Annotated in this window: 13 protein-coding genes; 7 read left to right on the forward strand and 6 right to left on the reverse strand. The window is 65.1% G+C overall.

What is annotated here, in order from left to right; genetic code table 11:
• Window positions 1-1442, forward strand: a 1442-nt coding sequence (locus CXX84_RS03635; RefSeq protein WP_102975371.1) for an Isoniazid-inducible protein iniA, incomplete at its 5' end; no start/stop codon positions are given.
• Window positions 1439-2935: a dynamin family protein gene (locus tag CXX84_RS03640; protein WP_102975372.1), complete on the forward strand. Its 1497-nt coding sequence runs from the start codon at window positions 1439-1441 to the stop codon at window positions 2933-2935. The genes CXX84_RS03635 and CXX84_RS03640, both read left to right, overlap by 4 nt.
• A 35-nt stretch (window positions 2936-2970) precedes the next feature.
• Here CXX84_RS03640 and CXX84_RS03645 read toward each other — a convergent pair whose 3' ends face one another.
• Window positions 2971-3363: a PLD nuclease N-terminal domain-containing protein gene (locus CXX84_RS03645; RefSeq protein WP_102975373.1), complete on the reverse strand. Its 393-nt coding sequence runs from the start codon at window positions 3361-3363 to the stop codon at window positions 2971-2973.
• 62 nt (window positions 3364-3425) lie between these two features.
• Between CXX84_RS03645 and CXX84_RS03650 the strand changes: the two genes are divergently transcribed.
• Complete coding sequence (locus tag CXX84_RS03650) at window positions 3426-3737, forward strand: DUF4229 domain-containing protein (RefSeq protein WP_189337489.1); 312 nt, start codon at window positions 3426-3428, stop codon at window positions 3735-3737.
• A 17-nt stretch (window positions 3738-3754) separates the two neighbouring features.
• Here the strand turns inward: CXX84_RS03650 and CXX84_RS03655 are convergent, their stop codons facing one another.
• The 4 genes from CXX84_RS03655 to CXX84_RS03670 all read right to left on the reverse strand — a co-directional run bounded on the left by CXX84_RS03655 (window position 3755) and on the right by CXX84_RS03670 (window position 7308).
• Window positions 3755-4636: a 1,4-dihydroxy-2-naphthoate polyprenyltransferase gene (locus CXX84_RS03655; RefSeq protein WP_102975375.1), complete on the reverse strand. Its 882-nt coding sequence runs from the start codon at window positions 4634-4636 to the stop codon at window positions 3755-3757.
• A 66-nt stretch (window positions 4637-4702) separates the two neighbouring features.
• On the reverse strand, window positions 4703-5878 hold the full coding sequence (locus tag CXX84_RS03660) for an AMP-binding protein (RefSeq protein ID WP_102975376.1): 1176 nt from the start codon (window positions 5876-5878) through the stop codon (window positions 4703-4705).
• A 13-nt stretch (window positions 5879-5891) separates the two neighbouring features.
• Window positions 5892-6845, reverse strand: coding sequence for a 1,4-dihydroxy-2-naphthoyl-CoA synthase (locus tag CXX84_RS03665; RefSeq protein WP_102975377.1), 954 nt, complete (start codon window positions 6843-6845; stop codon window positions 5892-5894).
• Window positions 6846-6867: 22 nt separating this feature from the next.
• A complete protein-coding gene (locus CXX84_RS03670) occupies window positions 6868-7308 on the reverse strand; it encodes a VOC family protein (RefSeq protein WP_102975378.1) in 441 nt (146 codons plus the stop codon).
• 175 nt (window positions 7309-7483) lie between these two features.
• Here CXX84_RS03670 and CXX84_RS03675 point away from each other — a divergent pair, with 175 nt between their 5' ends.
• Genes CXX84_RS03675 through CXX84_RS03690 form a run of 4 tightly spaced genes read left to right on the forward strand, consistent with a single transcriptional unit; the run spans window position 7484 to window position 12441 of the window.
• On the forward strand, window positions 7484-8758 hold the full coding sequence (locus tag CXX84_RS03675; RefSeq protein WP_102975379.1) for an ABC transporter substrate-binding protein: 1275 nt from the start codon (window positions 7484-7486) through the stop codon (window positions 8756-8758).
• A gap of 18 nt (window positions 8759-8776) precedes the next feature.
• On the forward strand, window positions 8777-9706 hold the full coding sequence (locus tag CXX84_RS03680) for a carbohydrate ABC transporter permease (protein ID WP_102975380.1): 930 nt from the start codon (window positions 8777-8779) through the stop codon (window positions 9704-9706).
• A gap of 2 nt (window positions 9707-9708) precedes the next feature.
• Window positions 9709-10644, forward strand: coding sequence for a carbohydrate ABC transporter permease (locus CXX84_RS03685; protein WP_189337491.1), 936 nt, complete (start codon window positions 9709-9711; stop codon window positions 10642-10644).
• A gap of 36 nt (window positions 10645-10680) precedes the next feature.
• A complete protein-coding gene (locus CXX84_RS03690; protein WP_223252953.1) occupies window positions 10681-12441 on the forward strand; it encodes a hypothetical protein in 1761 nt (586 codons plus the stop codon).
• Here CXX84_RS03690 and CXX84_RS03695 read toward each other — a convergent pair.
• The gene (locus CXX84_RS03695) at window positions 12438-13199 is read right to left on the reverse strand and encodes a CPBP family intramembrane glutamic endopeptidase (RefSeq protein WP_102975382.1); all 762 of its coding nucleotides are present in this window, start codon (window positions 13197-13199) and stop codon (window positions 12438-12440) included. The two genes, CXX84_RS03690 and CXX84_RS03695, sit on opposite strands and share 4 nt — an antisense overlap.

Consider the following 13199-nt stretch of genomic DNA (forward strand, 5'->3'; position numbering starts at 1 on the left):
TAATCCGCAAGATCCTGGCCGGCGGCCTCATCGTCGTCGATTCCCCCGGTGTGGGGGGCCTGGCCTCCGCGCACACTTTGGCCACGCTGACGGCACTGCCAACAGCGGACGCCATGCTCCTGGTCTCGGACGCTTCACAGGAATACACCGAACCGGAGCTGCGATTCCTCCGCCAGGCCATGCGGATTACCCCCAATGTTGTCGGCATCCTGGCCAAGACCGACCTCTATCCGGAGTGGCGGCGGGTAGAAGAAGCAGACCGGGCCTACCTCACCGGCGTCGCCCCCGATATTCCCCTTTTTCCCGTCTCCTCGGACCTCCGCCTCGAGGCCGCACGGCTGCGCGACAGTGAACTGAACGAGGAGTCCGGGTTCCCCGCACTGATCGCCCACCTCCGGGACGGGATCATGGGCGAGGCCCAGCGCCTCCAGGGCCGTTCCGTCAGCCAGGACGTACGCGGCGTCACCGAAAACCTGCGCCTCTCCCTGCAATCCGAGCTTGAGGCACTCGAGAACCCAGGTGGCACTCCCCGGATGGTCGCACAGCTTGAACTGGCGCGGGCAGAGGCTGATGACCTGCGGAAGCGTTCCGCGCGCTGGCAGATCACGCTCAATGACGGCATCAGCGACCTTATCGCCGACATGGAGTACGACCTCCGGAACCGCCTCCGCCAGATCCAGCGGGAAGCTGAAACCGCCATTGACGAAGGTGACCCGGGACCTGCCTGGACCGATTTTTCGACATGGCTTGAGGTGTCCACTGCCGCCGCTATCTCTGACACCTTCGTCTTGACCAGCGAGCGGGCGCAGCAGCTTGCTGCCGAAGTGGCTGAACACTTTGCCGCGGAGGAAGTGAGGCTCCCGGTAATGCATGTCTCCAATTCCGCAGACGTGCTGAACCCCGTCGACGCCATGCCGGAGATGGACCCGGGACGCATCAACCCGGTCCAAAAGGTGCTGATTGGCATGCGGGGTTCCTACGGAGGCGTTCTCATGTTCGGGCTGGTGACCGGCATCTTCGGCATGGCACTGATCAACCCGCTCTCTTTGAGCGCCGGCGTCCTGCTGGGCCGCAAGGCGTACCGGGAAGACAAGGAAGCGCGGCTCAAGCGGCGGCAAGGGGAAGCCAAGGTCCTCGTCAGGAGGCAGCTCGACGACGTTACCTTCCAGGTGGGCAAGCAGCTCAAAGACCGGCTGCGGCTGGTGCAGCGCTCCATCCGCGACCACTTCACCGAGATAGCGGACGAGCATCACCGCTCCCTTGCCGACTCAGTGGCGGCCGCGCAGAAGGCTGCCGAGACCTACGCCCTGGAGAAAGACGCCCGCATCAGGGACATCAAGGCCGAGCTCAAAAAAGTGGACGCGCTCCACCGGGCTGCAGAAGCAGTGGCCGCGGAAGTATCGGCTGCCGGCACCATGGCTCCTGCGGGCGGTGTACGTTGACTGGTCCAACAGTTGCCGGCGCTGCGGCCCTGGTCCAGGAGGCGTTGAAGGTTTATGGCGACGATCCGGCAAGTGCTGCCCTTCTCCGGGGATATTCCAGGCGGCTGACGGAACCGCTCCGGATAGCCATCGCCGGCATGGTGAAGGCGGGCAAGTCGACCCTGCTCAACGCCATTATCGGGGAGGAAATAGCACCCACTGACACGGGGGAGTGCACCAGGATCATCACCTGGTACCGGCACGGGCGCACTCCCCGCATTACCTTGTATCCCACAGCCGGCGTGCCCCGGACCCTGCCGCTCAAACGCGTCGATGGCCGCCTGGTTTTCGTCCTTGGGGATGTGGAGGCGGGAGACGTGGACAGGTTGGAAGTGGAGTGGCCCTCCCCGGCGCTCCGGAACATGACCCTGATCGATACTCCTGGCATTGCGTCGTTGTCCCAAGGCGTATCTGCCCGTTCCACCGCTTTTCTTACCCCGGCGGATACGCATTCGGAAGCGGATGCAATCATTTACCTGATGCGCCACATGCATGCGGCCGACGTCCGGTTCCTCGAATCCTTCAGGGACACGGAAGCGGGCCGCTCCGGCACAGTCAACGCAATTGCCGTGCTGTCACGGGCTGATGAGGTGGGTGGCGGCCGCATAGACTCGCTGCTTTCCGCAGGAGACATCGCGGAGCGGTACCGGCGGGACCATAACCTGCGGAAACTCGCGTTGGGCGTGGTGCCGGTGGCGGGTCTCCTTGCCCAGAGCGCGCGGACCATGAGCCAGCAGGATTTTGCAGCGCTTCAACTGCTGGCGGGCCTGGACCGGGGCAGCCGGGAGAAGGCGCTGCTTTCCGCTGACAGGTTCCTCCGGGCAGCCGAACCGGAAGGGCTGACGGCGGAGACCCGGGCCACCCTGCTGGCGCGATATGGGCTGTTCGGTATCCGCCTGGCTGTGGTCCTGATCCCCAATGGTTTCAATGAACCGACGCCGCTGGCCCACGAGCTTGCCAGGCGCAGCGGCCTGGATCCGCTGCTGGACCTGCTGGACCGCCAGTTCCAGGCACGCGCCGGGGCGCTGAGGGCACGGACGGCCCTGGTGGGAGTGGAAACCCTGCTGCGCACGGTCCCCCGCCAGGGGACCGGGCCCCTGGCTGCGGCGCTGGAACGGCTGCAGGCCAACGCGCATGAGTTCCGGGAACTGCGGCTGCTGGCTGCCCTCCGTACTACCGGTGTACCGCTCAGCTCTGAACTTGCCGCGGAGGCCGAGGTCCTGGTGGGAGGGCGGGGCGCTGCGCCACATGTGCGGTTGGGGCTGGATGCCCATGCCACGCGCACTGAACTCGCGGACGAGGCCCGCCGCTACCTGCTTCGGTGGCGGGCCGTGGCCGAAAACCCGCTGACGGACCGTTCAGCCCTGGATGCCTGCCGGGTGGTGGTCCGCAGCTGCGAAGGCGTCCTGGCGGATGTGTTTTCCCGCGACCAAAGGCAACGCCAGCCTGCATGACCGCGGCCGGCCTGGCATTCTGGCCGGCCAGGAAGCTATTTCAGGCCGTCGGCGTCGTGCTCGTCGGTCTCGTGCTTGTCTTTCCCGCCGTTGTTGTCCTTTGCCTTAGCGTCCAGCTCATCCTTGAGCTTCTTCAGGCGGTCAGCCTCGGCCTGCTGCCGGCGGCGCATTTCAAGGTTGCGGAGGAAGTCCGGATCATCGTCCGGAGCGGTGGGATGCCCCGGGCTGCGGGTCTGAGGGGGAGTGTTGCGGGGGCGGCCTATCAGGAGCCAGAGAATGGCGCCCAGCACCGGCAGGACAATCATCACCACAATCCATGCAGGTTTCGATATTCCGCGGGTCAGGCGCCCGTCAGTACGAATCACGTCGACGAGGCCATACACGAAGATGGCAAGGACTGCGACGGCCAAAGCCACACGGAGGAGCATGCCATTAAGTCTATCGTCAGCTGGCGCGGTGGCTGCGGGCGGGAGGCAGCTAAACTGGAATAGTGGCCTTTTTGAAATATTCCCTGATCCGCCTGGCTCTCTTTGCGCCCCTGTTCGTGCTGTTCACGGTGCTGGGCCTGGGCGCCCTGATGTCCGTCATCTGCGCAGCCCTGATTGCCTTCGCCGTGAGCTACCTGTTCTTCCAAAAGCAGCGGAACGAGGCTGCGGCGGCCCTCCACCACCGTTTTTCCGGCAAGGCCAAACCTCTGCGCACTGCGAACGAAGTCCAGGACGCGGACGCCGAGGATGCACTCCTGGATGCCAACCCGGACGTTGCCATCAGCAACGACGTGAAGGACCGCAAGCGGGCGTGAGACCGTGCGGGATTCTTCTAGAACCCGCGGCTTAGTACCAGGCCGAGTGAGAACAGCAGGCTGTAACCGAGGTTGATCAGTCCCGTTTGCTTGAGGACCGGGATCAGGCTCTTGCGCTTGCGCCCGTTGATCATCAGCCAGGCCGGCATGAGGCAGGCCGGAATCAGCAGCAGGACGATCAGCATCCAGGGCCGGCCGGGCGCCAGGATCACCACCAGCAGGATGGCCACGGCCAGCATCAGCACATAGCTTTCCCTGGCGTGCTTGTCGCCAAGCCGGACCGCAAGGGTCTTCTTGCCGGCCTGCATGTCTGTGGGGATGTCCCTGACGTTGTTGGCCATGAGCAGTGCCGTGGCGATGAGCCCGGTGCCGATGGCGCCAATAATGGCGGGCAGGTTGATCTGCCCGGCCTGTGTGTAGGTGGTGCCCAGGGTGGCCACCAGTCCAAAGAACACGAACACAAAAACGTCGCCCAGGCCCATGTAGCCGTACGGGTTCTTACCCCCGGTGTAGCCCCACGCTGCCATGACGCAGCCCAGCCCCACCAGGATCAGCCACCAGCTCTGGGTGATCACCACCAGGACCAGCCCGAAGACCATGGCAGCGGCGAAGGCCCCGAATGCAGCCCGCTTCACGTGCTCGGGACTGGCCGCCCCGGATCCCACCAGCCGCAGCGGGCCCACCCTGTCGTCGTCGGTCCCGCGGATGCCGTCCGAGTAGTCGTTGGCAAAATTCACGCCCACCTGGAGCAGGAGGGCCACCAGCGCCGCAAGGACGGCGTTGAACAGGAGGAACGAATCCATCTCGTAGGCGGCGGCGGAGCCGATCAGCACCGGCGCAATCGCGGCTGGCAGCGTCCGGAGTCGGGCGCCTTGGATCCATTGTGCGGCTGTAGCCACGTTCAGTACCTCTGTGTGTTGGGGAAGGAGGCAGGAGGGGAGCCCTGCCGGTGCTGCAGGTCTACTTTACTTTCCCTGGTGGAGGGCGTTGAGTTCGGAGGTCATGGCCAGCCGGTCGGGTTTGCCGTTGGGAAGCATCAGCAGCGCGGATGCCACGAGGACTGTTTTCGGCGCAAGTACCCCGAGTGTCCGCCGCCATTCCTGCTCAAGGACGGCGCCGGCGCCACGTGCGTCCGGCCCGGACACCTGGTCCTCCAGCGCCACGTAAGCCGCCACAGCCTGGCCCCATTCGATGGAAGGCACACCTGCCACAAAAGCCGCTGCGACGCCGTCGTACTTTTCCAGCTCGTCCTGCACCCGGGCGGCGGAAAGCTTCAGCCCGCCGCTGATGATCACGTCGTCAGCCCTGCCCAGGACCGTCAGCCGGCCGTCGTCGTCGATGCTGCCAAGATCACTGGTCCGGTACCAGCGCACGCCGTCCTCCTCGAAAAACGAGGCTGTATCCTCGGGCGACTCGAGGTAGCCGGCGGCGATGGTGTCACCGCCCAGGAGGATCCTGCCGTCCTGCTCGACGCGCACAGAGACTCCTTCCAGCGGGAAACCGTCATAAACGCAGCCGCCGGACGTTTCGGCAGAACCGTAGGTGGTGACCACCCGGACACCTGCCTGCCGGGCAGCAGCCAGCAGGGATGCGGGGGCAGGTGCGCCACCAAGCAGGACGGCGTTGAAGCGGCGGAGCACAGCCAGCGTCTCCGCTGACGGAGCATCGAGGAGCCGCTGAAGCTGGGTGGGGACCAGGGACGTGAGGCGGATCTTGTCCGTCAGTTCCAGCGCGGCCGCTGTAAAGGCTTCGGGCGTGAAACCGCCGGACATATCCATCACCCAGGGGCGGGTGCCGGCGAACAGGGAACGCACCAGGACCTGGATGCCGGCTACGTACTGAACCGGCAGGGCGAGGAGCCACTGGCCCTCGCCCTTGAGTGCCAGGGCCGTGGCCATGGAGGATGCCGCCAGCGATTCGACCGTCAGTACGGTGGCCTTGGGGGTGCCGGTGGAGCCGGAGGTGCGGACCACAGCCACGGCGTCATCGCAGCCCGGAGTCTCCAGATGCCCCACCACCAGGGCGCCGTCGTCGCCAATGGTGAATTCGACCGCGGGCCCCTCGCCGTGGAGGGCTGCCGCCAGGGCTGTCAGGGCCGGTTCGATGTTGAAGGGACTGGTGGGTTCTGCTGGGTTGCTCATGTGCCGCTCCTGCCTAGAAGTAGTGCGGAAAGGTGGACCAGTCCGGTTCGCGTTTTTGCAGGAAGGCTTCCTTGCCCTCCACCGCCTCATCCGTCATGTAGGCAAGCCGGGTGGCCTCGCCGGCGAACACCTGCTGGCCGGCCAGGCCGTCGTCCGCGAGGTTGAAGGCGAACTTCAGCATCCGGACGGCCTGCGGGGACTGGCGTGCGATGTCAGCCGCATACTCCAGGGCAACCTCTTCGAGCCGCTCGTGGTCCACGGCTTCATTGACGGCGCCCATCCGAACCATGTCTTCAGCGGAATATTCGCGGGCCAGGAAGAAAATCTCCCTCGCTGCCTTTTGCCCGACCTGCCGGGCCAGCAGCGCGGAACCGTAACCGGCGTCGAAACTCCCGACGGTGGCGTCAGTCTGCTTAAACTTCCCGTGCTGCCGGGAGGCGATGGTGAGGTCGGCCACCACGTGCAGCGAGTGCCCGCCGCCGGCTGCCCAGCCGTTGACGACGGCGACCACCACCTTGGGCATGGTCCGCATGAGCCGCTGGACCTCCAGGATGTGGAGGCGGCCGGCGCGGGCGGGGTCGATGCTTTCCTGGGTCTCGCCGTCGGCATACCGGTAACCGTCACGGCCGCGGATGCGCTGGTCCCCGCCCGAGCAGAAGGAGTGACCGCCGTCTTTGGGGGAGGGGCCGTTGCCGGTGAGCAGCACGGTGGCCACATCCGGGGACATCCGGGCGTGGTCCATGGCGCGGTAGAGCTCATCCACAGTCCCCGGCCGGAACGCGTTCCTGACCTCCGGCCGGTTGAAGGCGATCCGGACCGTGGGCAGGTCACGAACCCATTCGCCGCCGGAATCCCGCTCCACCTGCCGGTGGTAGGTCATGTCCTGGAAGTCGTCGAAGCCGGACACGGTCCGCCAGCGGGAGGGATCAAAAACGTCGGATACCTGGGCGGGAATCTGTTTGCTCACCGTGCAAGTCTAGTAATCGGCCTCAGCTGATGCAGAACTCGTTGCCTTCCGGGTCTGCCATCGTGTGCCAGGAGTGTGGGCCCTGGCTGGCCGTCCAGAGGAAGCTGGCCCCACGCGCCTCGAGCTCCCGGCGAACCTCGTCCTTGTCCCGGCCGTCCAGGTCCAGGTCCCAGTGCACGCGGTTCTTGACGGTTTTGCCTTCCGGCGCCGTCTGGAACAGAAGGCGCCGGGTCGGCTTGCCGGCCTCAAGTTCCTCCGGCGGCCGGATGGCGCAGCCCTCGCGCCACACCAGGTTGCCGCGGTGCGTCATGGTCTGGTCCTCGGTGGCGAAGCCCTGGTCAATCATGGAGCGGATGAACCCCGCGTCCTGGGGTTCCACCGCCCACTGAAGGGTTTCGGCCCACCAGTCGGCGAGCTGGTGGGGCTGGCTGCAATCTATGACTATCTGGATGTTGAGTCCCATCACACCACGGTACGGTGGCAGACGCTGCTCCGGTAGGTTGTGGGGGCTGCCGGAGCTTGCGTCCCTCCGCCTACAACGCTGGAAAGTATTCTTGACACATTGTCATGACATAGGTCACAGTGGGGGAGGAAAGGCTTTTCCCGGCCTGGAGCACAGCGAGAGACAGGACAGAGCATTGTCAGAGAAGACAAGAATCTCCACCATCAGCCGCCGCCAGTTTGGCCTGACGGCCTTCGGACTGTCAGCACTGGCCGCCGGACTTACCGCCTGCGGAAGCGGTGGCGGCTCCTCCTCCGAGGGTGGTGCCAAGACGCTCCAGCTGGTCCTCTCCGGTGACACCAACCAGGGCGGCGCGTTTGCCGCCGCAGCCAAGAAGTACAAGGAAATTTCGGGCATCACCATCGAGGTGGTGGACGTCCCCACGGCGGACATCACCACGAAGCTCAAGAACGCCGCCACGGCCAATGACCTCCCGGCCCTGGCCCGCGTGACCAGCATCGATCCGCTCTGGGTCAATCAGCTTCAGGACCTCTCTGACATCGCAAAATCGCGGGGGATCGACGAGAACTTCCTGCAGGAATCGCCGGACGGCATCATCCCTGCCATCCCTTCCGACCTCACCGCCGTGGGCCTCTTCATCAACAAGAGCCTGTTCGAGAAGGCCGGCGTCAGCTTCCCCACGGACATCGCACAGACCTGGACCTGGGACGAGTTCGTGGCAGCGGTCAACGAGGTCCGTGAGAAGGCAGGCGCAAAGTACGGCGTGGTCATGGACCGCTCCGGCCACCGCCTGCGGGCCATGATGTACGAATTCGGCAGCACCGCGTTCGCCAAGGAAGGCGACAAGTACTCCGCGGACGACGAAGCCGTGGAGACGCTCGAGTACTTCGCCAAGATCAACGACGACCAGACCATGCCCAAGTCCGTTTGGCTGAGCGGCGAGGACGGCAACGCGATGTTCAAGAGCGGCCAGGTGGCCGCTTACTACTCCGGCAGCTGGCAGGTCGCGGACTTCAACAAGAACATCAAGGACTTCGAATGGCTCTCTGTGCCGCTGCCCAAGAAGGAAGTGAACGCCACCAACCTGGGCGGCGGCTTCATGGTTGCGTTCAAGGACACCGGCGCGGATGAGGAAGCCAAGAAGTTCATCGACTGGTTCTACGACGACGCGAACTACACCGAGTTCGCGAAACTGGGCGGCTACCTGCCGGTGAAGGACCTGCAGGTGGAGTACCCCTTCCAGCAGGCCTCCTTCGAGCTGTACCAGAAGCAGATCGCCGGCAACGAGGCCAAGGGTGACAACGCCATCAAGCGGGTTGTTTCCGAGGCTTACGCGGAAACCCCGTTCTCCGGGGACCCGCTGCGCGAGGAGACGGTCAAAATGCTCTCCGGCAGTCAGGATGCCAAAACCACGGTGGACAACATCGTGAAGCTCTACAACGGTGCCTGATCCGTGGCCAATCCAACCATGAGCACCGCGGTGGCGCCCGGACCGCCCCAGGCCGGGGCGGTCCGGAGCAAGTCCCAGCAGAAGCGCCGTAACCGCTACGTCATCGCCCCGCTGGTCCTCATCGGCGTCAACGTGGTGCTCTTCCTGGTCTTCTTCGTCTGGCCGGGCGCCCTGGGGCTGCTCTACTCCTTCACGGACTACCGCGGCGTGGGCAAGCTGAACTTCATCGGCCTGGCCAACTTCCAGAAACTCTTCGCGGACAGCACGTTCTACGCCGCCCTGAGCCGTACCTTCGTGTACACGATCCTCTCCGTGCCGCTGATCTACGTCTGCTCCCTCGGGGTCGCGGCGCTGCTGGTCAGCAAGGCCGTCCGGGGCCGCACGGCGGCCAAGATCGTGATCTTCCTGCCCTGGCTGATATCACCCATCGTGGTGGGTGTCATCTGGAAGTGGATGTTCGGCCAGGACTTCGGGTTCGTCAACTTCGTCATCGCCACCTTGGGCGGAAGCCCGGTGCCGTGGTCAAGCAACGGCAACCTGGCCCTCGCAGTGGTCATTTTCGCCTCGGCCTGGGGCGGCACTGCCTTCAACATGCTGCTATTCATCGCGGCCCTGAAGAACATCCCGGAAGCCCTGCTGGAGGCAGCCGAGCTGGACGGGGCGAACGCCTGGCAGCGCTTCCTGAACGTCACGCTCCCGGGCATCGCGCCGACGTCGTTCATGGTCATCCTGCTCTCCACCATCCATGCCATGAAGGAATTCGCCATGATCCAGGCCCTCACCAACGGCGGCCCGGGAACCGAGAACACCCTGATCGTGCAGTACATCTACAAGACCGGCTTCGAGCAGTCCAAGGTGGGCTACGCAAGTGCTGCCTCCATGGTCCTGATGGTGGTCCTGCTGGCGATCGCCCTCATCCAGCTGCGCTTCAACCGGAAGAAGGCCTGACCATGGCAACTGCTGCCAACCTGCCTCCCGTCATCGCAGAGGAAGCCGCGCTCGGAGCTGAGAAGGCGGAGGACGCCAAGGGGAAGCCCGGCAAATCCGGCAACCGCGGCAACAGGGAAGGACGCGCCAGGCTGTCCGTTCCCCTCACCGTGCTGATGTGGGTCATCGCCGCGATCTATGCACTGCCGCTGCTCTGGTTCCTCCTCAGCTCGTTCAAGCCGGGCAGCGAGCTCTTCAGCTACCCGCTGTCCATGATTCCCCGGGAGTGGACCTTCCAAGGGTTCGTGGACGCCTGGGAGCGGGTGGACTTCGCGCAGTACTTCCTGAACACCGCCACCGTGGCGGTTGTCACCACTGTGCTCACCGTGTTCTTCAGCGCCTGCACGGGCTACGCGCTGGCCAAGTACAACAACAAGGGCACCAGGCTGTTCTTCGTCTGTATCCTGGCCACCACCATGCTTCCCACCGAGGTGATCCTGAACCCCACGTTCTCGGTGATCCGTGACCTCGGCCTGTACAACTCGCTGGCCGGCATCATCGTGCCGTCCGTGCTCACCGCCACGGGTGTGTTCATGTTCCGGCAGTTCTTCCTCACGGTTCCTGACGACCTGCTGCACTCAGCCCGCATCGACGGTGCAAGCGAGCTGGCCATCTTCTTCCGGATCATGCTTCCGCTGTCCAGGCCCATCCTGTTCACGCTGGCCATCTTCTCGTTCCAGTGGCGCTGGAACGACTACATCTGGCCGCTGATCGTCCTCAACGATCCCAAGTGGTACACGCTGCAGGTTGCACTGCGCAGCATCGTCGGGGCGGAAAACATCGACTGGCCCGTGCTCCTGGGTGCCTCGGTAATCTCCATTTTGCCGCTGGTCCTGGTGTTCTTCGTGTTCCAGAAATACGTGCTCAACGCTGACGTCAGCGCTGGCCTGAAGGATTAGGCATTCCGCCCTGTTAGCCGGCGGAACCCGTGAAAGGTGACTATTTTGCATACAGCCCAGGCCGACGTCGCGTTCCTGGACCGGGTGGTGGAGGCGGCGGACCGGCACGTGGAGGCGCTGCTGGAAACGCACGACGCCGAGGTGCCGGGCCTGGCGCACAGGCCTGCGATGGGCAGGCTGCTGGCCATGGTCGCGGTCTTCACCGAGCCAGGCTCCGCCTTTCGCGAAGCTGACGGGCTGCGGGAACCGATGGCCAGGTGCCTGGACCGGCTGGAAATGCTGCAGGGCCCCACCGGCCTGTTCGACGGCACCAACCTGTGCTCACCGCCGGACTCAGCCTTCACCCTCAATGATGTGTGCCTGGCGCTCAGCCTCATCCGGGCGCTTGACGGACCGGGGGACCCGTTGCTGGCTGAGGTTGATGCCAGGCTCAGCGGCATTGTTTCCCGCGCCATCGACGCCATGGTCACCGGCGGAGTGCATACGCCCAACCACCGCTGGGAATTGTGCGCGGCACTGGCGCAGATCAACGGCCTTCAGCCGCGGCCTGATATCGCGGAGAGGATCGGGGAGTGGCTGGCCGAAGGGATCGACCAGCTCCCGGATGGGATGTACTCAGAGCGCAGCCCGCTGTACGCCACCGCCGTCACCAACCCGTCGCTGATCACCATTGCGGACAGCTCGGGACGGCCGGAACTGCTGGACCACGTCCGCCGGAACCTCACCGCGTTCCTGCCGTGGTTCAGCCCGGACGGTAACGTCGAGTCAGTATTTTCGCGGCGGCAGGACCAGTGGATGGATTTCGACGCCGCCCCCTTCCTTCCGCTGTACCGCCGCCTCGCCAACCAGGACGGACGGCACGACTTCGCCGCCGCGGCCGCCTGGCTGGACCGGCTTCCCCTGCATGAGCCCGCCAAGCTCCTGGCGATGACCCGGCTGGATCCCTGGCTTCGGGAGGCGCTGCCCGGCAACCGGCCTGCAGGAGCCCTGGCGCCGTCGTCGAACGGGGACGAAGGACTCCCCGCCACATTCATCCCGGCAGACGCGGCCCTTGGGGACTGCGGCGTGTACCGGTTCCGGCGGGCGGGATCGGTCACCACCGTCTTTGGCGGCTGCGATGAACTGGTTCCGGGCGTGGTGTCCGGCCTTGCCACGAATCCCACCTTCCTCCGGTTCGCACACGGTGCAGCCGTGCTCGCCGGGGTCCGGCTGTCCCGCAGCTTCTTTGACCTCGGCCCGTTCCGCAGCCGGAACACAGAGCGGATCGGCACTGCCGTGACCATGGCGGAAGAGTTGGAAGCAAACTTCTACCTGCCGCTGCCACCGCAAAAGCGCCGGGCGGACGGCATCTACGCGCTGGAGCATGAGGGGCGGTTCAGCGCCAGCATGGACTTCCGCAGCCGGCCCACCGTTGTCCACCGGCTTGCCACCCACGTTGCCGTGCAGGTTGAGGGGGAGCACACTGTGCTGGAGATCAGTTTCGAGGGCGCGGACACTGCATTCGCCCTCGAGCTGACGTTCCGGCCGGGCGGAACCCTCGACGGCGTCATCCCCCTGGCTGCGCCGGATACCTTCCAGCTGGTGGAGGGCGCGGGCAGCTACCGTTTGGGTGGCGACGTCATCGAGTTCGGTCCCGGTTCAGCTGCCCATCCTGACACCCCGGCCGCCTACAACCCCGGTGAAACCTACCGCTACCTGGCGGGAACCAATGCCTCCGGGGGTGTGAAGGTATTCATCACGGGCCGCACGTCCGGCAGCCACCGCTTTACACTGCGCGGCCGCTCCCTGGCGTCCTAGGGCTGCACCTGCTGGAGCTGTTCGAAGACCTCCGGCGGGATGGCATAGATAAACACCACGGCCAACAGGTTCTTGGCGGCGTGGACAAGGTACGCGAACATCAGGTTCTTCCCGGTCCAGACGTACACGAACACCAGCGTGGCGCCCATGGCCAGGTACGGGAGCAGCGCGGTAAAGGTGATGGCCTCCTGGCCCACGATATGCAACGCCGCGAACAGCACTACGGACAGGGCGCAGCAGATCCAGATGTTCACCCGCCGGCTCAGCTTCCCGATCAGCAGGTGGCGGAAGATGTACTCCTCGACGAAAGGTCCCACTACCACCAGCAGTGGAACCATCAGCCAGGCCGGGATCTGCTGCGCCAGTTCCTGCAGCCCCGCCTGGTTTGCCGATGTCTGGGCCTCCCCGCTGAGTGCCACCACCACGGCGGTCAGGATCATCATGGCAATCACCGCAGCGGGAACCATCAGCAGCGTGAACCAGGGCCGGGTGGCGAGCACCTTGAGGTCACGGCCCACCACTTTTCCGGCGGCCCACAGCGCCAGTATGCCCACGGAGGCATAGAAGAGCAGGTTGACGGCATAGGATGCAGCCGCCGGGGTGGGCGCCAGTTGGCGCAACAGCGGTGCCAGCAGTTCCCCGGCGATTGCGAAGAACCCTGCAATAGCAACGTAGAGGCCGAGGGTGGCGAAGTCGAGGCGTGTGAAGCGGTACAGCTGTGGCTGCGGAGCGGGTGGTATTCGGTGGGCGGTAGCCAT

Source organism: Arthrobacter sp. AFG7.2 (assembly GCF_002892835.1).
In the GTDB taxonomy this organism is placed as follows: domain Bacteria; phylum Actinomycetota; class Actinomycetes; order Actinomycetales; family Micrococcaceae; genus Arthrobacter.